20 protein-coding genes are annotated in these 19,946 nt (G+C 68.9%); 12 read left to right on the forward strand and 8 right to left on the reverse strand.

The genetic code is table 11. The features are described 5' to 3' along the window. Nucleotides 1-10: 10 nt before the first annotated feature. Nucleotides 11-673: a transaldolase family protein gene (locus tag E3O23_RS01760; RefSeq protein ID WP_134487408.1), complete on the reverse strand. Its 663-nt coding sequence runs from the start codon at nucleotides 671-673 to the stop codon at nucleotides 11-13. A 137-nt stretch (nucleotides 674-810) separates the two neighbouring features. Here E3O23_RS01760 and E3O23_RS01765 point away from each other — a divergent pair, with 137 nt between their 5' ends. From E3O23_RS01765 to E3O23_RS01815, 11 genes are all read left to right on the forward strand, one after another. Further along, nucleotides 811-1,770: a ribokinase gene (locus E3O23_RS01765; RefSeq protein ID WP_134487411.1), complete on the forward strand. Its 960-nt coding sequence runs from the start codon at nucleotides 811-813 to the stop codon at nucleotides 1,768-1,770. Then, on the forward strand, nucleotides 1,770-2,174 hold the full coding sequence (gene rbsD, locus E3O23_RS01770; protein WP_134487414.1) for a D-ribose pyranase: 405 nt from the start codon (nucleotides 1,770-1,772) through the stop codon (nucleotides 2,172-2,174). The genes E3O23_RS01765 and rbsD overlap by 1 nt, the downstream gene beginning before the upstream one ends. 11 nt (nucleotides 2,175-2,185) lie before the next feature. After that, the gene (locus E3O23_RS01775) at nucleotides 2,186-3,064 is read left to right on the forward strand and encodes a GntR family transcriptional regulator (protein WP_241983277.1); all 879 of its coding nucleotides are present in this window, start codon (nucleotides 2,186-2,188) and stop codon (nucleotides 3,062-3,064) included. An 84-nt stretch (nucleotides 3,065-3,148) separates the two neighbouring features. Beyond that, nucleotides 3,149-3,727, forward strand: a complete 579-nt coding sequence (locus tag E3O23_RS01780; protein WP_134487417.1) for a glucose-6-phosphate isomerase family protein — start codon at nucleotides 3,149-3,151, stop codon at nucleotides 3,725-3,727. 5 nt (nucleotides 3,728-3,732) lie between these two features. Then, complete coding sequence (gene xylB / locus E3O23_RS01785; protein WP_134487420.1) at nucleotides 3,733-5,232, forward strand: xylulokinase; 1,500 nt, start codon at nucleotides 3,733-3,735, stop codon at nucleotides 5,230-5,232. Beyond that, nucleotides 5,232-6,188 (forward strand): NAD(P)-dependent oxidoreductase, encoded by a 957-nt coding sequence (locus tag E3O23_RS01790; protein ID WP_134487422.1) that lies wholly within the window; start codon nucleotides 5,232-5,234, stop codon nucleotides 6,186-6,188. Before xylB ends, E3O23_RS01790 begins: the two co-directional genes overlap by 1 nt. A 5-nt stretch (nucleotides 6,189-6,193) precedes the next feature. Further along, the gene (locus E3O23_RS18250) at nucleotides 6,194-6,820 is read left to right on the forward strand and encodes a bifunctional 4-hydroxy-2-oxoglutarate aldolase/2-dehydro-3-deoxy-phosphogluconate aldolase (protein WP_134487425.1); all 627 of its coding nucleotides are present in this window, start codon (nucleotides 6,194-6,196) and stop codon (nucleotides 6,818-6,820) included. Continuing rightward, nucleotides 6,817-7,731 carry a shikimate dehydrogenase family protein gene (locus E3O23_RS18255; RefSeq protein ID WP_134487428.1) on the forward strand — a complete coding sequence of 305 codons (915 nt, stop codon included), beginning with the start codon at nucleotides 6,817-6,819 and terminating at the stop codon, nucleotides 7,729-7,731. Before E3O23_RS18250 ends, E3O23_RS18255 begins: the two co-directional genes overlap by 4 nt. After that, nucleotides 7,728-8,696, forward strand: coding sequence for a phosphotriesterase family protein (locus E3O23_RS01805; RefSeq protein WP_134487431.1), 969 nt, complete (start codon nucleotides 7,728-7,730; stop codon nucleotides 8,694-8,696). Before E3O23_RS18255 ends, E3O23_RS01805 begins: the two co-directional genes overlap by 4 nt. 49 nt (nucleotides 8,697-8,745) lie before the next feature. After that, nucleotides 8,746-9,741, forward strand: coding sequence for a LacI family DNA-binding transcriptional regulator (locus E3O23_RS01810; protein WP_134487434.1), 996 nt, complete (start codon nucleotides 8,746-8,748; stop codon nucleotides 9,739-9,741). A 60-nt stretch (nucleotides 9,742-9,801) separates the two neighbouring features. Further along, on the forward strand, nucleotides 9,802-11,442 hold the full coding sequence (locus E3O23_RS01815; RefSeq protein WP_134487437.1) for a fucose isomerase: 1,641 nt from the start codon (nucleotides 9,802-9,804) through the stop codon (nucleotides 11,440-11,442). An 82-nt stretch (nucleotides 11,443-11,524) separates the two neighbouring features. On the opposite strand, the gene E3O23_RS01820 is transcribed toward E3O23_RS01815, so the two are convergent. The 3 genes from E3O23_RS01820 to E3O23_RS01830 all read right to left on the reverse strand — a co-directional run bounded on the left by E3O23_RS01820 (nucleotide 11,525) and on the right by E3O23_RS01830 (nucleotide 15,262). Beyond that, nucleotides 11,525-12,517 (reverse strand): ABC transporter substrate-binding protein, encoded by a 993-nt coding sequence (locus tag E3O23_RS01820; RefSeq protein ID WP_134487440.1) that lies wholly within the window; start codon nucleotides 12,515-12,517, stop codon nucleotides 11,525-11,527. A 208-nt stretch (nucleotides 12,518-12,725) separates the two neighbouring features. Next, on the reverse strand, nucleotides 12,726-13,745 hold the full coding sequence (locus tag E3O23_RS01825) for an ABC transporter permease (protein WP_134487443.1): 1,020 nt from the start codon (nucleotides 13,743-13,745) through the stop codon (nucleotides 12,726-12,728). Nucleotides 13,746-13,750: 5 nt separating this feature from the next. Next, nucleotides 13,751-15,262, reverse strand: a complete 1,512-nt coding sequence (locus tag E3O23_RS01830) for a sugar ABC transporter ATP-binding protein (protein WP_134487446.1) — start codon at nucleotides 15,260-15,262, stop codon at nucleotides 13,751-13,753. A 213-nt stretch (nucleotides 15,263-15,475) separates the two neighbouring features. On the opposite strand from E3O23_RS01830, the gene E3O23_RS01835 reads away from it, so the two are divergent. Continuing rightward, nucleotides 15,476-16,345, forward strand: a complete 870-nt coding sequence (locus E3O23_RS01835) for a sugar phosphate isomerase/epimerase family protein (protein WP_134487449.1) — start codon at nucleotides 15,476-15,478, stop codon at nucleotides 16,343-16,345. A gap of 25 nt (nucleotides 16,346-16,370) precedes the next feature. On the opposite strand, the gene E3O23_RS01840 is transcribed toward E3O23_RS01835, so the two are convergent. From E3O23_RS01840 to E3O23_RS01855, 4 genes are read right to left on the reverse strand one after another with little or no spacing between them, the layout of a single operon-like run. Continuing rightward, complete coding sequence (locus E3O23_RS01840; protein ID WP_134487451.1) at nucleotides 16,371-16,781, reverse strand: RbsD/FucU family protein; 411 nt, start codon at nucleotides 16,779-16,781, stop codon at nucleotides 16,371-16,373. After that, nucleotides 16,754-17,677 (reverse strand): amidohydrolase family protein, encoded by a 924-nt coding sequence (locus tag E3O23_RS01845; protein WP_134487454.1) that lies wholly within the window; start codon nucleotides 17,675-17,677, stop codon nucleotides 16,754-16,756. The genes E3O23_RS01840 and E3O23_RS01845 overlap by 28 nt, the downstream gene beginning before the upstream one ends. Next, nucleotides 17,674-18,630, reverse strand: coding sequence for an aldo/keto reductase (locus E3O23_RS01850; protein WP_134487457.1), 957 nt, complete (start codon nucleotides 18,628-18,630; stop codon nucleotides 17,674-17,676). Before E3O23_RS01850 ends, E3O23_RS01845 begins: the two co-directional genes overlap by 4 nt. After that, on the reverse strand, nucleotides 18,623-19,909 hold the full coding sequence (locus tag E3O23_RS01855; protein WP_134487460.1) for an enolase C-terminal domain-like protein: 1,287 nt from the start codon (nucleotides 19,907-19,909) through the stop codon (nucleotides 18,623-18,625). Before E3O23_RS01855 ends, E3O23_RS01850 begins: the two co-directional genes overlap by 8 nt. Nucleotides 19,910-19,946: the final 37 nt, after the last annotated feature.

Here is a 19,946-nt window from a genome sequence, read left to right on the forward strand (position 1 = left end):
GCCCGGTGCGTTAGCCCTGCAATCCTCGCGCCACGGCGGCCTCGAAGTCCTCGGCTGAGCGGTCGCTGACCTCGCTGTGCAGCGCCGCGAGAATGACCGAGGGAGCGGCGGTGAAGAAGGGCACGCCGGCCTGCGCCAGGGCCACGATGTCGTCCGGGGTTCGCAGGCTCGCGGCGAGCACGTCCGTGCCGCTCCCCTGGACCAGCGCCTGCATGGCCGAGATCTCGGCGACGCCCTCCCGCCCGGCGTCATTCAACCGGCCCAGGTACGGAGCGATGTACCTCACGCCGATCGTGGCTGCCGCCAGCGCCTGCGCCTGCGCGTAGACGGCGGTCACCAGGACGCTCGCGCCGGTCGAAACGAGCGCGGCAGCCGCGGTGAATCCCGCCCGCGTCGCGGGGACCTTGACGACCACCAGCGACCCGAGAGCCGCCAGGCGTTCGGCATTGCCGATCATGGCCTGCGCGCTGTCTCCCCAGGCCTGGAAGAAGATCTCGCGGGCGCCCTCCGCTTCCCACCGGGCGTACAGCTCCGGGATGTCGCGGACCGAGCGTTGCCCGCGTGCGAGGATCGTCGGGTTCGTGGTGACTCCGTGCACCAGTCCGTCGGCCAGCAGGCCACTGACTTCCTCGACGTTGGCGCTATCGGCATAGAAACGGAGTTCACGGTTCACTGGCTGGCTTTCTTCCTCGGGCGATCGGCAGTGACATCGACCCTAGTCCTACCTGTCGGCTAATGTAATTACAGGTAGAAAGGGGCGTCCTTGGGACGACCCCGTGATGGGCGTGATTCGCCCTGCGAAAGGCAAGAATGAGCCAGACAAAGTCGTCGGCATCCCCCACCGGCGGCGTGCTGATCGTCGGAAGCATCACGGCCGACCTCACCACGTTCTCCCACCGGCTTCCGGCGCGGGGGGAAACGATCCTCGGCGATGAGTTCACGCTCGTGCTCGGGGGCAAGGGGGCCAACCAGGCCGTGGCCGCGGGCCTCGCCGGCGGCACCGCGCACATGGTCGCCTGCGTCGGCACCGACCTCTTCAGCGGGCTCGTCACCGGCGGCCTCCGCGCCGCGGGCGTCAACATCGACCACGTCCGGATGGTCGACGGACCGACCGGGATCGCCCACATTCGGGTCGACGATTCCGGCGAAAACGACATCGTGATGGTGCCGCTGGCCAACGCGTCACTCAGCGAAGCGCAAATCGACACCGCGTTCGCCGAGCGCGGAGCCTCGTCCGCGGTCCTGCTCACCCAGCTCGAAATCCCCTGGGCGCTCACCCAGCACGCGATCCGCCGGGGTCACGACGCAGGCCTCACTGTCGTCCTCGATCCGGCCCCCGCCGCGAAGCTCGACGAGGGCATTTGGCCGCTCGTCGACATCGTCACCCCGAACGAAACCGAGGCGAGCATCCTCACCGGGATTCGCGTGCACGACCGCGATTCCGCCGTCCAGGCCGGCCGCTGGTTCACCGACCGCGGAGCGCGCTACGCCCTGATCACCATGGCGGCCGCCGGCGCGGTCCTGGTTTCCGCCGGCGACGTCGTGGCGTTCGACTCCATCCCGGTCACCGCCGTGGATACGACGGCGGCCGGGGACGCCTTCGCGGGCTACCTCGGCGCATCGCTCGCGCTCGGCTATGAGCTGCCGGCCGCCATCGGCCGTGCCATCGCGGCGGGCGCGCTCGCGGTCACCAAGCGCGGGGCCTCGCCGAGCCTGCCGGGACGGGCCGACGTCGACGCGCTGCTCGAGGCGCAAGAGGCTGTGGCCTGATGCGGAGCACGCACACCACGATCAATCCCCAGTTGTCCCGCGTCATCTCGGAGACGGGGCACACCGACCTCATCGTCGTGACGGATGCCGGACTCCCGATTCCCCAGAGCTCCGAGCGCATCGACCTGGCCTACCGCCCCGGGGCTCCGGCATTCCTGGACGTCCTCGACACGGTCCTCGCCGAACTCGTCATCGAGGGCGCCACAGCATCCGCGGAAATCGAACAGCACAGCCCCCAGATGCTGGCCGCGCTGCGCGAGCGGCTCAAGCCGCTCGGTATCGACATCACACTGGTCCCCCACCAGCACTTCAAGGAGCTCACCCACGGTGCTCGCGCCTTCGTACGCTCCGGCGAGTACACCGCGTACGCCAACGTCATCCTGCACGCCGGCGTCGCATACTGAGATCGGGCACCATGACTAAAGATCCTGAAGGCACAATGGACGCCACACCTCCCCCCGCTCAAGCGCCGGCAAGCCGGTCCGGCGCCGGCGATATCGACCGCCGGGCACCCGTGCCCATGTACCACCAGCTCAAGCGCCGGATCATCGAGGACATCAACCGGCTCGGCATGCGGCCGGGCGACCTGCTGCCCGGCGAGCACAAGCTCTGCGAGCAGTTCGGCGTCTCCCGAACGGTCGTGCGGCAAGCGTTGCTCCAACTCGAACACCAGGGTGTCATCGACCGGGTCAAGGGCAAGGGCACCTTCGTCGCTCACCAGAAGACCGCCGAAAGCCTCGTCCACACGCTCACCGGACTCTACGAGGAGGTGGCCGCGCGCGGCGGCCACGTGCACAGCGACGTGCGCAGGCAAGAGATCGTACCCGCCGAGGACGAGGTCGCGGATGCGCTCGGCCTCGCCCCCGGCACGCCCGTCGTGCTCATCGAGCGTCTTCGCTACGTGGACGAGGAGCCGTGGTCCTGGACCACGACCTACCTGCCGCGCGAGGTGGGGGCCCTCGTGCTCCACGACGACCTCCGCGACCAGTCCCTCTACGCGCTGCTTGCCACGCACGGGATCCGCGCGGTGCGCGGCGTACGCTCGGCCGAGGCCGCCTCGGCGGACGAGGCCCAGGCGGCGCTGCTCGGGGTCGGCCCCGGCCAGGCGCTGCTCGTGCTCCGCAGCGTCGGTTACGACGAGAAGGACAGCCCGATGGAGTACTTCGTCGCGTACCACCGGGGCGATCGCAGCCGATTCGAGTTCCAGCTCCGTGCGTCATCGACCGACGAGAGCACAGCATCGCTGCGGCACACGGGCCGGCAGGGAGCCGACCTGCCCCTGGCGGCAAACTAATCAACCTGTAATTACATGTCACCTGTAATTACAGGTAGTCTGAGGTTGCAGCAAAGCAGCTGACTCGAGACCGAGGAGACCGCCGTGTCCCAGTACCACGCACTGCCCGTGCCCCCCATGAGCATCCGCTTCGACCAGTCCGCGGGGACGCTCAGCCCCGAAGGGCCCACGCTCACCCGCCGCATGTCAGACCTCGAAGGCCTGTTCCGCGACCACGCGGCCTGGCAAAAGGCCGTCGCCGACGGCGACCCGGTGGTCTACTCCGTCATCTCCTCGCCGGTGCCGGAAATCGACCGTGAACTGCCGCAGTCGATCACGACAATCCAGCCGGGCACGACCGCCGGCGAGCTGTGGATGACCAAGGGTCACCAGCACCCCAACCACCAGGGCGAGATCTATCTCGGCATCTCCGGCCGCGGCGGCCTGCTCATGTTCGACGGTACCGAAACCCGCTGGGTCGAGATGACCCCCGGCACCATCGGCTACATGCCGCCGGGCTGGGCGCACCGCAGCGTCAACATCGGCGACGAGCCGTATTCCTTCCTCGCCGTGTACCCCGGAGGCGCCGGCCACGACTACGGGTGGGTGCTCGAGCACGGCATGGGCCTCCGCGCGCTCAGCGGTACCGATGGTGTCGAGTTCGTCGACTACGTCGAAGGCTGACCCCAATGATCATCGCCCACGACCTCGGCACGACCGGAGACAAGGCGTCGCTTCACCACGATGACGGGCGCCTCGTGACGGCGGTCACCGTGGCCTACCCCGCGCGCTTCGCTGACGGTGGAATCGCGGAACAGGACCCGCAGGACTGGTGGAACGCCGTCGTCTCGGCCACGCGCTCCCTCGTCGCGCGGTCCGGCGTCGATCCCGCCGAGGTCACCGGCCTGACCGTCAGCGGCCAGATGATGGGGGCGGTGCTCCTGGACGCCGCCTATCAGCCGGTGCGCCCGGCAATCATCTGGGCCGACACCAGAAGCGCGGCCCAGACGGCGCGGCTCGAGGGCATCATCGGCCAGGAGCGGGCGTATTCGCTGCTCGGCCACCGCCTCAACCCCACCTACTCGCTCGAAAAGATCATGTGGGTGCGCGACAACGAGCCGGAGACCTTCGCCCGGGTTCGCCACTTCTGCGTCGCCAAGGACTTCGTCGTGCACCGGCTGACCGGGCGCCTGGCCACGGACCGGTCGGATGCCTCCGCCACGAACGCCTACGACCAGGGGCGCGGAATGTGGTCGGCAGAGATGCTCGCCGCCGCCGGGCTGGATGCGGCAATCTTCCCCGAGGTGCTCGAATCGACGGCCATCGTCGGTCGACTCACCGGCGACGCGGCGAACGCCACCGGCCTGAGCCGGGACACCCGCGTCGTCATGGGCGGAGGCGACGGCCCGATTGCCGCCGTCGGCGCCGGGATCGTGGCGCCCGAGGACGGCGCCTACGTCTGCCTGGGAACCTCGTCCTGGATTTCATTCGCCAGCGACACCCCGGTCTACGACCCGAGGATGCGCACCATGACCTTCGATCACGTCGTGCCGGGAAGCTACGTGCCCACCGCAACGATGCAGGCCGGCGGCGCCGCGCTGCAATGGGTGGCGGAGCTCCTGACCCCGGATCCGGCCGGCACGAGCCTGTCGGCCCTGGTTGCAGACGCCTCCACGGCGGACGCCTCCTCGAGCGGGCTCTACTTCCTCCCCTACCTCCTCGGCGAGCGCTCGCCCTACTGGAACCCCAACGCCACCGGGTCATTCATCGGCATCGGGCGTCACCACGGCCGCGCCGAGATGACCCGCGCGGTCCTCGAGGGCGTTGCCTTCAACCTGCTGACCTGCCTCCAGTCGTTCCGGGAATCGGGTGCGACCGTCGACCGGATCGACGCGATCGGCGGCGGCGCCGCGAGCGACGTCTGGCTGCAGATCATGGCGGATGTCTGGGGGCTGCCCGTGCGACGCCGCACCATCGTCGAGGAAGCGAACAGCCTGGGCGCGGCGGTGACCGCCGCCGTCGGCCTCGGGCTCGTCGACGACTTCGGCGCCGCCCGCAACCTCTCGGAGGTGACGGCGGAGTTCACTCCCGACTCCGGGCGCCACGCCGACTACCTCACCCGGCACGCCGTCTTCGTCGACGGCTACGAAAGCCTCGAACCCTGGTTCGCGAAGCGGGCGACCCGCTGATGGGCTCCGTCCTCGCCACCAGCCGGTCGTTCTCGTCCGGATCCGTCGACCTGGTCGCCCGTCTCGCCGAGCACGGCCACACCGTCCACCCGGGCCCGTCAGACCATGAGCTGGAGGCTCTGCGCCCCGCACTCCGGACCGCCGTCGGCTGGATCGCCGGCACGGGTCCGGTCACCGCCGAGCACCTCGACGCCGCGCCGCTGCTTCGCGTCGTCGCCCGCTACGGCGTCGGCTTCGAGGCGGTCGACCTCCGGGCCGCCCACGAGCGCGGCATCGTCGTCACGAACACTCCCGGAGCGAACAGCGCGGCCGTAGCCGACCACGCCGTCGGCCTGATGCTGGCCGTGCTGCGCGGCACGACCGAAGGCGACCGCCGAGTGCGGGTCGGTGACTGGTCCGTGCTGCGTGGCCGCGAGCTCGGCTCGCTCACCGTCGGCATCGTCGGCTTCGGCCGGATCGGCCAGGGAGTCGCCCAGCGACTGTCGGGATTCGGCTCGCGGGTCCTGGCCCACGATCCGTGGATGTCCGCCGAACAGATCGAGGCCGCCGGGGCATCCCCGTTCGACCTGTCCCGGATGGCCGCGGAGTGCGACATCGTCACCCTGCACGCCCCCGGAGGCAGCACGATCGTCGATCGCGACTGGCTGGCCTCTGCCCGCACCGGGCTGGTCCTCATCAACACCGCCCGGCCCGAACTGGTCGACGAAGACGCCCTCGCCGACGCGCTGCGCTCCGGCCTGGTGTCCGGCTTCGGCGCCGACACTCTTGTCGGAGACACGAGCGGAGCGGCGTCCCCCCTCCTCGCCGCCGACCTTGCGGCGCGAGTGATCGTGACGCCGCACTTCGGCGCCCAGACCGTCGAAGCCGTCGACAACATGGGCTCCATCGCCGTGACCAACCTGCTCGCGGTGCTCGCCGGCGAGGCACCGCCCCACCCCATTTCGACGAAAGCGTGAGCGCCATGACCCTCGCCCCCCTGATCAACGCCCGCGTGCTCGCCGTCGTGCGCGCGCCCAGCGCCGAGTCGGCCCTGCTCGCAGCCGACGCACTGATCGCCGGCGGAATCTCCGGGCTGGAGATCACCTACTCCACCCCCGACGCGCCCGCGGTCATCCGCGAGCTCGACGCGCGCTACGGCGACCGCATCTATCTGGGCGCCGGCACGGTCACCACGCCGGAGGAGGCCGCCAGGGCCGCGGACGCCGGGGCGCGCTTCCTGGTCAGCCCCGGCACGCGACCGCACCTCACCGCTGCGATGAAGGCCACCGGCCTGCTCGTCCTGACCGGGGCGCTCACCCCCAGCGAGGTTATGGCCGCGATCGAGTACGGGGCCGACGTCGTGAAGATCTTCCCGGCGTCGCTGGGCGGTCCGGCGTTCCTCAAGGCCCTGCGCGGTCCGTTCCCCGACGTGGCCCTCATGCCCACCGGTGGCGTCACTCCCGAGAACCTCGATGACTGGTTCGCTGCCGGCGCGGTCGCGGTCGGGGCCGGCGGGGACCTCGTTTCCGGCGCCGACCTGGCCGCCGGACGGTATGACGAGGTTCTGCGCAAGGCCCGCTGGTTCGCCTCGGCCGGCACCCGCGCATGAGCGGCTACATGGGATTCGTCGGCGTCAGCACGGCGCAGTCGTCGATCATGAAGATCTTCCCGACGTGGGCCGGGATCCTTGGTCTCCCCACCCGCACCCTGATCGGGCACGACCTCCCCGTCGACGCGACGCCCGAGCAGTACGTGCGGCTCGTCGAGCGGATCAGGGACGACCCCGACCACCGAGGCGCCCTCGTCACGACCCACAAGATGGGGCTCTACGCCGCCGCGAGCGAGCTGTTCGACGAGCTGGACCAGTTCAGCACCCTCTGCGGCGAAATCTCGAGCATTTCCAAGCATGACGGGCGGCTGATCGGGCACGCCAAAGACCCGATCACCGCCGGACTCGCCGTGGGGGAGTTCCTCCCCGCCGACCACTTCGGCCGGACGGGCGCGCACGCGGTCTGCCTGGGTGCGGGCGGGGCCGGCACCGCGCTCACCTGGAACCTCGCCGAGCGTGCTGACGCGCCCGAGCGCATCGTCGTCACGGACACCAGCCCGGAACGCCTCGACCACCTCCGCAGCGTGCACGCGCGCCGCGGCACCCCGGACGGGCTCATCAGCTACCTGCTGGCGACCGACCCGGCGGCGACCCGTGGCGTGTTCGCGGCCGCGCCGGAGGGCAGCCTCATCGTGAACGCCAGCGGCCTGGGCAAGGACCGACCGGGCTCCCCCGTGCCGGAAGGCACGGCATTCCCCGAGCAGTCCTACGTGTGGGAGTTCAACTACCGGGGAACCCTCGAGTTCCTCGCCCAGGCTCGGGCGCAGGAAGCGGCATCCGGCCTCGTCGTCGTCGATGGCTGGCGCTACTTCATCCACGGCTGGTCTCAGGTCATCGCCGAGGTGTTCGGAGTAGAGCTGACCGAGGAACTCGTCGCGGAGCTCTCCAAGGCGGCCCTGGCGTCCCGATGAGCAAGGTGCGCACGGTCCTCGGCGACCTCGACCCGGCCCGGCTGGGCCGGGTGAACTACCACGAGCACCTGTTCCAGGCCAGTCCGTTGCTCGTCGGCGACGAGCTGGACGACGAGGCTTCCTCCCGGGAGGAAGCGCGCCTGCTCGCGACCAGCGGCTTCGACGCCATGGTGGATGCGACCCCCATCGGCCTGGGCCGCAGCCCGGAGGCCGTCGCCCGGATCAGCCTCGCGACCGGCCTCGGCGTCATCGCGACCACGGGGGCGCACCGAGAGGGCCACTACCCCGCCGCGCACTGGCTGCGCACCCTCCCGGCCGAACCACGAGGGCGGCTCTTCCTGGCCGACCTGACCGTGGGGATGCCCCGGCACGACGGCGATCCCGCCCCCGGCGACGACGAGCACGGCCTGGCGGCCGGGCCCGACGGCGCGCCCGTTCGGGCCGGGCTGCTGAAGGCCGGAATCGGCTACTGGTCGATCACGACCTTCGAACGGATCACCCTCGACGCCGTCGCCCTGGCCCATGCGGCAACGGGCGCACCGGTCATGGTTCACCTGGAGTTCTGCACCGCGGCCCACGAGGTCCTTGACCTGCTCGCCGCCGCCGGCGTCCCGGCGCACCGGGTCGTGCTCGCGCATGCCGACCGCGACCCGAACCCCGCCCTGCACCTCGAACTCGCCGGGCGAGGGGCCATGCTGGGCTACGACGGGATGGCCAGGCCGCGCACGCGCAGCGACGCGGAGCTCCTCGACCTCACCGAGGCCGTCGTCTCCGGCGGCGGCGGGGACCACATCCTGATCGGCGGCGACGTCGCCCGCCGCAGTCGCTACAGCGCGTACGGCGGGATGCCGGGGCTGGCCTACCTCGGCACGCGCTACCTGCCGCAGCTTCGCACCCGAATCGGTGCCGACCTCGTAGAGGCGATGCTCACGAGGAATGCCCAGCGCTTCCTCACCTGGAGCTAGCGACCGGATGTCGCCTCATCGGTGAGGCGATGTCGGTAGGGTTGGCAGAATGTCAACGATCTACGACGTCGCGACGCTGGCCGGGGTGTCGCCCGCGACGGTTTCGCGCGTCTTGAACGGCATTGCGGTGTCACCCGACAGGGCGCAGCGGGTGCGGGAAGCCGCGGAGGCGCTGTCGTTCACCCCGAATCGCACCGCGCGCAGCCTGCGGAAGCAGCACTCCGAGGTGATCGCCCTGGTCATCCCCGACATCGAGAATCCCTTCTTCACCTCGATTGCCCGCGGGGTGGAGGACGTCGCCCAGGCGGCCGGCTACTCCGTCGTGCTCTGCAACACCGACGATGACCCCGACAAGGAGGCCCGGTACCTGCGGATCGCCGTGTCGGAGAACATGGCCGGGGTCATCCTGGCCACCGCCGGTGGGCAGGCGGACCTGGCCCCGCTTCTCGGTCGAGGCCGTCCGATCGTCGCCGTCGACCGGCGCCCGCACGGCTATGACATCGACAGCGTCCTCCTGGACAGCGTGGCAGGCGGCCGCGATGCGACGCGCGCCCTGTACGACCAGGGTTTCCAGCGCATTGCCTGCATCACCGGGCCGAGCACCGTGGAGACCGCCGAGCGGCGGGCCCAGGGTTGGCGCGAGGCCGTTCGGGAGAACGGCGGGGACCCGGACGGCTACCTGCGCTACGCCGACTTCCGGGTCTCCGGCGGCCGGGCGGCCATGCCCGAGTTGCTTGCCCTGGAGACACCGCCCGACGCCGTGTTCGTCGCCAACAACCTGATGAGCGTCGGAGCCCTCCAGGTCCTCGCCGAACGCGGCCTCGTCCCGCCGAGTATCGGCGTGGCCGTCTTCGGCGATCTCCCGTTCCTGCTGCAGCCACCGATCGGAGTGACCGTCATCCCGCTGCCCGCCCGGCGCCTCGGCGCGAGGGCCGCTGCCCTCCTGCTCGAACGGCTCGAGGGCGACGACCAGCCGGCCCGCACCCTCATCCTGTCCAACACTCCCTCCTCGGACGACGGCTCGGGGAGCAGCCCTGCCGGTTGACCCTGAAATCGATTTCTGCAACGCTGGTGTCATGGTTCGAACGAACAAAGGACGCCTTGAATGACCACCTACCCCCTTCCTCTTCCACTCAGCCAGGCGCCGGCGCCCGCCCGCACGATCATCACCGTGGCCAGCGGCGACCTGCGGCACAGCGCGAACGAGAAATGCTGGCCCACCCAGCAGCGCCTCGAAGCCGACTTCGGAGCGGCCGTGGAGGCGCTGGGCTGGGGCGTGCAGCGCGGGCACGCCGTCGACCCGGTCAAGGGGCACGGTTTCATCGACGGCCAGCGCATGGGCATCGAGGTCTTCAAGACGATCGACCCCGACGCGCCGCTCGTCGTCGTCGAGGCCGTGTGGCAGTACAGCCACCACGTGCTGGCCGGCCTGCGGTCGCACCGTGGCCCGATCCTCGTCGTGGCGAACTGGGCCGGCGACTACCCCGGCCTCGTCGGACTCCTCAACCTCACCGGCAGCCTGACCAAGGCCGGAGTGGCCTATTCCGCGCTGTGGAGCAAGGACTTCACCGACGAATGGGCCGTCGAGAAGCTGCGGTCCTGGCTCGACACTGGCGTCATCGAGCACGACCAGAGCCACGTGCACGACCTTCCCGCGCTCGACCCGGCCAGCCCGGAGGTCGAACTCGGCGTCGCGCTCGCCCGGCAACTCCGGCAGGAGAAGGCCATCATCGGTATCTTCGACGAGGGCTGCATGGGCATGTACAACGCCATCATCGACGACGAACTGCTCAACCCGCTCGGCATCTACAAGGAGCGCCTCTCCCAGAGCGCGCTCTACGCCGAAATAAACCGGGTCAGCGATTCAGAGGCCGACGAGATCAAGACGTGGCTGGACGCCGCGGGCTTCACCTTCCACTTCGGCACGGACGAGGCCACGGAGCTCACCCCCGCCCAGGTGCGCAGCCAGTTCGCCATGTACATCGCAGCACTCCGGATCTCGGATGACTACGGGCTCGACGCCGTCGGCATCCAGTACCAGCAGGGGCTGAAGGACCTGGTCCCGGCGAGCGACCTGGCCGAGGGCCTGCTCAACAACGTCGAGCGGCCTCCCGTCTTCTCGCGCGACGGCAGCCGTGAGCTGTACGCCGGGCTGGCCCTTCCGCACTTCAACGAGGTCGACGAGGGCGTGGCCGTGGACGCGCTGGTGACCAACCGCGTGTGGACGGCGATGGGGCTCGACCCGGCCAACACGCTGCATGACGTGCGCTGGGGCGAGGAATACGACGGGGAGTTCGTCTGGGTCTTCGAGATTTCGGGCTCGGTCCCCGCCTCACACAACGGGGGCTACGACAAGAGCTACAGCATGCGCCAGCCGGCGATGTTCTTCCCCCTCGGTGGAGGCACCCTGAGCGGGGTGTCGAAGCCCGGCGAGATCGTCTGGTCGCGAGTCTTCATCATGGACGGGGTGCTCCACGTCGACCTCGGCCGCGGGCATGTGGCCGACCTTCCGGCGGAAGAGACGCAGCGACGCCTGGACGCCACCGATCCGCAGTGGCCGATCATGCACGCGGTGCTGGACGGGGTCTCCCGCGACCAGCTGATGGCCAGGCACAAGGCCAACCACGCCCAGGTCGCCTACGCGCCCGATGCCGACCTGGCCGACCGCGCCGTGCTGGCCAAGGCCGCGCTGTTCCGCGAACTCGGCGTCATCGTGCACCTCTGCGGGGACGTCGCGATCCGCTGACCCGCCCACACAGCAGAGCCCCTGTCCCGACGAGTCGGGGCAGGGGCTCTGCTGTGTGCGCTCCTCGCGGAGGACGCGGGTGTTACTTGTAGAGAACCGCGGCGATCTCGGCGTCTTCCATGTTGGACTTGTCGTACCAGAAGTAGCCGGTGTCGATGATCTTCTCCGGGGTCTTGCCCTTGATGGCGTCGTACGCGGCCTGCACGGTCTGCTCGCCGATACCGATCGGGTTCTGCGTGATCGCTCCGGACATCATGCCGTTCGTGATCGCGTCGATCTGCGCCTGGCCGGAGTCGAAGCCGATGACGGTCAGGTCGCCGGCCTTGAGGCCCAGCTCGCCGACGGCGTCGACGATGCCGATGGCGGAGCCCTCGTTGGTGCCGTAGAGGCCCTTGAGCTTGGGGTGCGCCGCGATCATGGCCTTGGCGATGTCGGCCGACTTCAGGTGGTCGCCCTCGCCGTACTGGATGTCGACGATCTTGATGTCGGGGTGGTTCTTCTTGATCTCGTCGACGAAGCCGTCGCGACGCTCGACCCCGGTGGAGTTGATCTGGCTGTGGCCGACAATGGCGACCTCGCCCTTGTCACCGATGAGCTCGGCCATGTGGGTGGCCGCGAGCGCGCCGGCACCGAGGCTGTCGGTCTTGGCGATGCTGAGCGGGTAGTCGCTGTTGCAGCCGGCGTCGAACTGGACGACGGGAATCTCGGCGGCCTTGGCAGCATCCATCAGCGGGACGCAGGCTTCCGGGTCGAGGGCGGCGTAACCGATGGCATCCGGCTTCTTGTCGATCGCGGCCTGGAGCATCTGCAGCTGGTTGTCGACCTCGGTCTCGGACGCCGGGCCTTCGAAGGTGACCTTGACGCCGAGCTCCTTCGCCTTGCTCTCCGCGCCCTGCTTCACGGCCTGCCAGAACTGGTGCTGGAAGCCCTTCGACACGAGGGCGATGTACAGCTCCTTGCTGTCGCCGCCGTTCGCGCTGTCATCGGTGGACGCGGCGCTCGTCGAGCAGCCGGCCAGCATGAGCGCAACCGCGGCAGCGGCTGCGACGAACGCGACCTTTTTACCTGTTTTCATCGAGTAACTCCATTGTTTGTTCGGCGATCAGCAGCACAGCTGACAACGCCACGGTATCGATTTCGAGCGGCCGAACCTAGCAAAAATACATGTAGATACAGGATCGTTACCAAACGCGTACTTCTGCGGATGTAACCGATTTCAGGATCGGTTGAGGAAGGGCTGCCCGGCCTCTCGGGGAACGCAGCCCTTCCCAGCTTGGTGAAGGCTAGGAGCCGGCCCGTCGCTGGCGGAGCGCGTCGGTGAAGACGGCGACCAGGATGACGGCGCCCACGACCACGTTCTGCCATTCGGTCTGGATGGACATGATGCGCAGGCCGTTGATCAGCACGCTCATGATCAGGGCGCCGATCAGGGTGCCCATGATCGATCCCCGGCCACCGAGGAGCGAGGTCCCGCCGATGATGACCGCGGCGATCGCCTGCAGTTCGTAGCCGGCGCCGAGTTGCGGCTGGGCCGAGTTGAGCCGGGAGGCGATGACGACGCCGGCGATTCCGGTGAAGAGGCCGGCCACGGTGTAGATCATGATCTTCCACTTGCGGGTGTCGACCCCGGAGAGCCGGGTCGCCTCTTCGTTGCTGCCGATGGCGAAGGTGTAGCGGCCGAGGATCGTCTTGCTGAGCACGAGGTAGGCCACTGCCGCCAGCAGGAACAGGATGAGCACGGCGTTCGGCAGTCCGGGGATGAAGGTGCCGAGTGCGATGTCCCGGAAGCCCTGGACGCTGCTGAAGTAGATCGGTCGGACGCCGGAAATGACGAGCGCCAGCCCCTGGGCGATCAACATCATCGCCAGGGTGGCAATGAACGGGGGAAGCCGAAGCACGGCGATGTTGAACCCATTGATGAAGCCCATCAGCGCCCCGGTCGCGATGCCGCCGAGCACGCCGACGACGAGGGGGAGCTGCATGTTCACCAGGAAGATCCCGGTCATCACCGAGGCCAGCGTCATGCCCGTTCCGATGGACAGGTCGATGCCGCCCGTGATGATGACGAAGGTCGTGCCGAGGGCGAGGATCCCGATCACCGCGGTCGAGAGCAGGATGCCGGAGATGTTGCTCCAGGTGAAGAAGGCGTCGTTGGCCAGGGAGAAGAAGGCCAGGAGGACGACCAGGGTGGCAAAGGCGAGCGATTGCTGGAGCTTGGCCCGGAGGAAGCTCCTGGTCGAACCGGCGGTGCGCCCGTCCGGCTTGCGCAGGGGTGACTTTTCCGTCACAGGAGTTGCGTTCATTTGCTTCACTGCTCTTTCTCGTCGCCCATGCGGGTTGCGTAGTCCATGATTTTCGCCTGGCTGGCGTCCTCGTTGTTGAGAACGCCCGTGATGCGGCCGCCGGCCATCACCACGATGCGGTGGGAGAGCCGCAGCACCTCGGGAAGCTCGGAGGAGATCATGATGATCGACTTCCCCTGCGCCACGAGCTCGTTGAGCAGCCGGTAGATCTCTTCCTTCGCCCCGACGTCGATCCCTCGGGTCGGTTCGTCGAAGATGAGGATGTCGCAGTCGCGCGCCAGCCACTTGGCGATGACGACCTTCTGCTGGTTGCCGCCGGACAGGTTCTTCGTGGTGGCGTGGATCGATGGCGTCTTGATCCGCAGCGCCTTCACGTAGTCGCGGGACTTCCGCTTGCCCTTTTCGGTGTTCACGAAGCCGAACCGGTTCGTGTAGTCGGCCAGTGAGGCCAGCAGGATGTTCGTGTTCACGTCCTGTTCGAGCAACAGGCCGAACAGCTTGCGGTCCTCGGAGAGGTAGCCAACACCGTGCGCCACCGCCTCGGAGGGCTGCGAGATCTTCACCGGCTTGCCGTCGATGTGGATGAGCGTTCCCTCGGAGGGATCGGCGCCGATGATCGCCCGGGCGACCTCGGTTCGACCGGCGCCCATGAGCCCGGCGAAGCCGAGGATCTCGCCGCGGCGCAGTTCGAAGCTGATGTCTTTCAGGAGATGGCGGGTGTTCAGCCCCTCGACCTTGAGCACGACGTCGTCGTGGGCGTGCTGGCGAGCCTCGGGTCGGGCGCCCTCCTCGATGTGGCGGCCCACCATCATCTCGATGATGGTCGGGATGTCGATGTCGGCTTTGTCGAGCGTGCCGATGTAGGCGCCGTCGCGCAGCACCGTCACCCGGTCGGAGAGCCGGCGCAGCTCGTCCATCCGGTGCGAGATGTAGATGATGCCGGTTCCGGACGCCTTGAGACCCTCGATCAGGTTGAAGAGGGTTTCCGTCTCGGCCTCGGTCAGGGCGGAGGTGGGCTCGTCCATGATGAGCACCTTCGCGTCGAACGACAGCGCCTTGGCGATCTCCACCATCTGCTGCTTGGCCACCGTGAGGTTCTCGATGAGTTCCCGCGGGTCGAGGTCGATTCCCAGGCGGGTCAGCAGCTCGGTGGCGCGCTGGTTCAGCGCGCGTGCCCGGACGAAGAGGCCGGTCCGCGGCTCGCGTCCGATGTAGATGTTCTGCGCGACCGTGAGGTGGGGCATCAGGTTCATCTCCTGGTGGATGATGCTGATGCCGAGCGCCTGGGCGGCCTTCGGGCTGTCGATCTCGACCTCCGTGCCCTCGAGCACGATGTTGCCGGAGTCCTTCGAGTAGATCCCGGAGAGGATCTTCATCAGGCTGGACTTGCCTGCCCCGTTTTCGCCGACGAGGGTGAGGACCTCGCCGCGGTTCAGTTCGAATTGAACGTCCTTCAGCGCCTGCACGCCGGGGAAGCTCTTGCTGATCCCGCTGACTTTCAAAAGCTGGGTTGACACACACTCACCTACTTCATCGGAGGATGGATTTGGAGGAACACGTGTGCATGATCATGCCACGAAAAACGCCAAAGGTCCGACCAATTTTAGAAATTACTTGGTCGCTGGTACTAGTTGTATCCTAATGTATCTAATTCGGTCAAGTAGTCATAGTCTGAAGGTGCGCGACCTGGCACCGGCCAGGCCTGACCCCCGACGAGAGTGATATTCCCCATGCAGATTGGTGCCCATGCCCTTGTATTTACAGGGACTTTCGACGAAGCCGGGCTCACCCACGCCATCCGCGAGACGAGCAAGGCGGGCTTCGACCTCATCGAAATCCCGCTCATGGACCCCGCTGGATTCGACCGCGATCTGGCCGCGCGGCTGCTCAAGGAGCATGGACTGGCCGCGAGCGCCTCACTCGGACTCAGCGAATCAACCGACCTAACCAGCCCTGACCCCGCCGTGGCGGCCGCCGGCGAGCGGATGCTGGGCGAGTGCCTCGAGATCGTGCACGCGATGGGCGGAACGCGACTCTGCGGCGTGATCTACAGCGCGATGAAGAAGTATCTGGAACCCGCGACCGCGGCCGGGCGCGCGTCGAGCGCGGCCGCCTTGCACCGGCTGGCCGGTCGCGCCGCCGACCTCGGCATCCACCTGTCCCTCGAGGTTGTCAACCGCTACGAAACGAACCTGCTGAACACCGGTCGCCAGGCGCTGGCCTTTCTCGACGAGGTCGACCACCCGAACGTCTCTGTGCACCTCGACACGTATCACATGAACATCGAGGAGCCGGATCTGTTCTCCCCGGTGCTCGACGTCGCCGACCGGCTCGGCTACGTGCATATCGGCGAGAGCCACCGCGGCTACCTCGGTTCCGGAACTGTCGACTTCGATGCCTTCTTCCGCGGGCTGGCACGGATCGACTACGACGGGCCGGTGGTCTTCGAGTCGTTCTCCTCGGCCGTCGTCAACGAAGATCTGAGCCGGATGCTCGGCATCTGGCGCAACCTCTGGCAGGACTCCGGCGACCTCGCCGCCCACGCCAACACGTTCATTCGCGGCCGGCTGCACGGCGTCCGGTCGATCGCCGGGCAGTAGCGCGGCGGGCGCCGGGGCCCCGTTCTCAGTGCCCGACGAGCCCCTTGCGCACGACGACGCACCCGTAGGTGCGCGTTTCGCCCGTGCGGATGATGACGTAGGCGCTGTCGGCGGCCGCGTAGAAGTCATACCGGTCCACGAAACGGCTCTCCTCGGGGCCGACGCCGGCCGCGCCCAGGAGCTGCTCCTGCACCTCGAGGAGCGCTCCGTCGGCCGAGGTCATCAGGTCGACCGCCGGTGCGTCGTCGAGCGGGAGCACGCTCCGCACCGCCCGGAGCGCGTCGGGCGACGACGTGCCCGGCAGGGAGACCAGGCGCTTCGCCAGGCGGGACGCCGGGAAATGGGCGTCGACGATCATGGCGGAGTCGGAGTGTCCCATCTCGTCGAGGTGCTTGAGCAGTTCTCCGGTCAGGAGAGGGTTGATTCCGAGAAGCATGCCGTTCCTTTCGTGTGGTCGTTGGCGTGGTCGGGGACGGGGGACGGGCCCTCGGGGAGCCCGTAGACGCGGGTGGCGGTTCCCGACAGGATGCTCGCCTGCTCGGCCGGGGCCAGCTCGCCGACCAGTTCCGAAACCACCCGCCAGGTCCGCTGGTAGCCCCCCTTCGGCACGGTCAGCGGCCAGTCGCCGCCGTACATGAGGCGGCCCGGGCCGAAGAGCTCCAGGGCCGTGTCCCAGGCCGGACGGAGGGCGGCGACCGTGATCGGGGTTCCCGCGAAGCCGAGGCCGGAGATCTTGGCCACCGTGTTCGGATGGGCGGCCACGCCGGCCAGGCCCGTCCGCCAGGCCTCGAAGCCGTCCCGGCCGCGCGGCGGCTTGGCCAGGTGATCGATGACCAGGGTCAACCCCGGCAGGTCCCTGGCCAGCCGCTCGGCCTGGCCGAGGTGGCGCGGCCAGGCGTCGTGGATGTCGAACGGGAGCCCCCGGTTCGCCAGCTCCCGGAGGGACGCGCGCACCGCCCCGCGGTCGAGGAAGTCCTCCCGTGGGTCGTCATTGATGAGGTGGCGCACACCGCGGAAGGCGGGCTGCATCAGCCAGCGGTCGAGGTCGAGGCCGGCGGCGACGGGATCATCGAGCTGGATCCAGCCCACCACGCCCAGCACCCACGGGTGGTCAGCGGCGACGTCGAGGAGGAACTGCGTGTCCACCCGGCTGTCTTCGGCCTGGACGAGCACGGCTCCGGCCATTCCGGCCCGATCGAGCTCCGCGGCGGCCTGCCCCGGCGTCCAGCTCGCGTGCAGCTCCCCGGACTCCGGGCCCAACCAGGCGTACTCGCTCACGTCCAGGTCCCAGAGGTGCAGGTGGGCGTCGATGCGACGGATGCCCGCACTCATGCGGGAATCAGCTGTCTCTGCGCCAGCGCCTGCCAGAGTTCCTCGGGGATGGGTGCCCGCATGTGCCCGGCGTTCTCGTGCAGCTGCTCCGGCCGGCTTCCGCCGACCACAATGGTGCGCACCGCGTCCTCCCGCAGCGTGTACTGCAGGGCGGCCGCGGGGAGAGAGACCCCGAAGTCGCGGCAGACGGCCGCGATTTGCCGCACGCGCTCGAGCACCTCGGCCGGCGCCGTCCCGTAGTCGTACCGCGCGTTCGCCCCGGGATCGTTGGTCGCGAGCAGCCCCGAGTTGAACACGGAGGCGTTGACGATTCCGACGCCGCATTCCCGGCAGGCCGGGACCACGGCGGCGAGCGCGGGCTGTTCGGCGAGGGTGAATCGGCCGGCGACCATGAGGAGGTCGAGCAGCCCGGTCTCCACCGAGGCCAGCAGGGCGTCGGTGTCCATCGAGCCCACGCCGATGGCGTCGACGAGCCCTTCATCGCGCAGCCCGGCCAGCGCCGGCAGGGCGGATTCGCACCCCTCCCGCAGGCTGTGCCGCTCGGGGTCGTGCAGGAACAAAGCGTCGAACCGGTCGAGCCCCGTGCGGACCAGCGATTCCTCGACGCTCCGCCGGATGCCCTCGGCGGAGAAGTCCCACAGGCGCCTGGTGTCGGCCGGCACGGCGAAGTCGTGGGCCAGGTCGAGCGTGCCTGCCCCCTCGGGGTTCGGCCGCAGCAACCGCCCCACCTTGGTGGACACCAGGTACTCACCCCGCGGCTTCGTCGCCAGGAACGCGCCGAGCCGCCGTTCCGACAGGCCCAGCCCGTAGTGCGGGGCCGTGTCGAAGTACCGGACCCCCTCGTCCCAGGCGGCCTGCAGGATGGCCCAGGCCTGGTCATCCGTCAGCGCCCGGTAGAGGTTGCCCACGTTGGCGGCGCCGTAGCCCAGGCGCGGAAGAGCGATCTCAGTCATGTCCGGGGAAAGCGTACTCGGCGCGGCTGGCGGCGTGCATCTCCATGCCGGCGCCCGGCGCGGTCGGCGCCCGGTAGGCGCCCTGCCGGACCACGACCGGTGTCACAAAGTGCTCGTGCAGGTGGTCGACGTATTCGATCACGCGTTTCTCGGTCGTGCCGGAGACCGCGACGAAGTCGAACATGGAGAGGTGCTGCACGGCCTCGCAGAGGCCGACCCCGCCGGCGTGCGGGCAGACCGGAACGCCGAACTTCGCCGCCAGCAGCAGGATGGCGATGTTCTCGTTCACGCCGCCGACCCTGGTGGCGTCGATCTGCAGCACCTGCAGGGCGTCGGCCTGGAGGAATTGCTTGAACATGATCCGGTTGGCCATGTGCTCCCCGGTCGCCACCGGAATGGGCGCGACGCCGCGGGCAATCGCGGCGTGGGCGAGGATGTCGTCGGGGCTGGTGGGCTCCTCGATCCAGGCCACGTCGAACTCGGCCAGGCGCGCCATCCACGCGATTGCCTCGTCGACCCCCCAACGCTGGTTCGCGTCCGTGCCGATCCGGATATCGGGGCCGACGGCCTCCCTGGCGATGCGCATCCGGCGGATGTCGTCGTCGACGTTCGCGCCGACCTTGAGCTTGATCATCGAGAAACCGTCGGCGACCGCTTCCCGGGCCAGGCGGGCCAGCTTCTCATCGCTGTAGCCGAGCCAGCCGGGCGTCGTGGTGTACGCGGGGTACCCGGATGCCAGCAGGTGCGACTCCCGCGCGGCGCGACCGGGCGCCGCGGCGCGGAGGATGGCGAGGGCATCCGCCGGGGTGAGGGCGTCGGTGAGGTAGCGGAAGTCGATCAGTTCGACGAGCTGCTCCGGCGTCATCCGGGACAGGAGCTGCCAGAGCGGAAGGCCGGCGCGTTTGGCCTTGAGGTCCCAGAGTGCGTTCACGACCGCGCCGATGGCCATGTGCATGACGCCCTTCTCCGGTCCGAGCCAGCGCAGCTGGGAATCCCAGACGAAGTCCCGCCAGGTGGCCCCCATGTTGTCCAGGAGATCCTCGGCGTTGCGGCCGACGAGGTGATCGGCCAGCGCCCGGATGCCGGCAACCTGCACCTCGTTGCCGCGCCCGATCGTGAAGACGAAGCCGTGTCCCTCCAGCCCGTCGTCGGCGTCGGTGATGATGCGCAGATAGGCGGCCGAGTAGTCGGGGTCGGGATTCATGGCGTCCGACCCGTCCAGGGAGGTCGAGGTCGGGAAGCGTACGTCGCTGGTCTCCAGCGCGATGACGGTACTCACAGTTGTTTCTCCTTGGTCGGCACTCAGAGCCTAAACA

Source organism: Cryobacterium tagatosivorans, from assembly GCF_004402215.1.
GTDB classification, from domain to species: Bacteria; Actinomycetota; Actinomycetes; order Actinomycetales; family Microbacteriaceae; genus Cryobacterium; species Cryobacterium tagatosivorans.

Excerpts from the sequence above, each read along its gene's own strand:
- E3O23_RS18255 (WP_134487428.1), top strand. The coding sequence starts at position 6,817 with ATGAGCGGCTACATGGGATTCGTCGGCGTCAGCACGGCGCAGTCGTCG.
- E3O23_RS18250 (WP_134487425.1), top strand. The coding sequence starts at position 6,194 with ATGACCCTCGCCCCCCTGATCAACGCCCGCGTGCTCGCCGTCGTGCGC.
- E3O23_RS01810 (WP_134487434.1), top strand. The coding sequence starts at position 8,746 with ATGTCAACGATCTACGACGTCGCGACGCTGGCCGGGGTGTCGCCCGCG.
- E3O23_RS01790 (WP_134487422.1), top strand. The coding sequence starts at position 5,232 with ATGGGCTCCGTCCTCGCCACCAGCCGGTCGTTCTCGTCCGGATCCGTC.
- E3O23_RS01775 (WP_241983277.1), top strand. The coding sequence starts at position 2,186 with ATGACTAAAGATCCTGAAGGCACAATGGACGCCACACCTCCCCCCGCT.
- E3O23_RS01825 (WP_134487443.1), bottom strand. The coding sequence starts at position 13,745 with ATGAACGCAACTCCTGTGACGGAAAAGTCACCCCTGCGCAAGCCGGAC.
- E3O23_RS01820 (WP_134487440.1), bottom strand. The coding sequence starts at position 12,517 with ATGAAAACAGGTAAAAAGGTCGCGTTCGTCGCAGCCGCTGCCGCGGTT.
- E3O23_RS01805 (WP_134487431.1), top strand. The coding sequence starts at position 7,728 with ATGAGCAAGGTGCGCACGGTCCTCGGCGACCTCGACCCGGCCCGGCTG.
- E3O23_RS01845 (WP_134487454.1), bottom strand. The coding sequence starts at position 17,677 with ATGAGTGCGGGCATCCGTCGCATCGACGCCCACCTGCACCTCTGGGAC.
- E3O23_RS01840 (WP_134487451.1), bottom strand. The coding sequence starts at position 16,781 with ATGCTTCTCGGAATCAACCCTCTCCTGACCGGAGAACTGCTCAAGCAC.
- rbsD (WP_134487414.1), top strand. The coding sequence starts at position 1,770 with ATGCGGAGCACGCACACCACGATCAATCCCCAGTTGTCCCGCGTCATC.
- E3O23_RS01765 (WP_134487411.1), top strand. The coding sequence starts at position 811 with ATGAGCCAGACAAAGTCGTCGGCATCCCCCACCGGCGGCGTGCTGATC.
- E3O23_RS01835 (WP_134487449.1), top strand. The coding sequence starts at position 15,476 with ATGCAGATTGGTGCCCATGCCCTTGTATTTACAGGGACTTTCGACGAA.
- E3O23_RS01815 (WP_134487437.1), top strand. The coding sequence starts at position 9,802 with ATGACCACCTACCCCCTTCCTCTTCCACTCAGCCAGGCGCCGGCGCCC.
- xylB (WP_134487420.1), top strand. The coding sequence starts at position 3,733 with ATGATCATCGCCCACGACCTCGGCACGACCGGAGACAAGGCGTCGCTT.
- E3O23_RS01850 (WP_134487457.1), bottom strand. The coding sequence starts at position 18,630 with ATGACTGAGATCGCTCTTCCGCGCCTGGGCTACGGCGCCGCCAACGTG.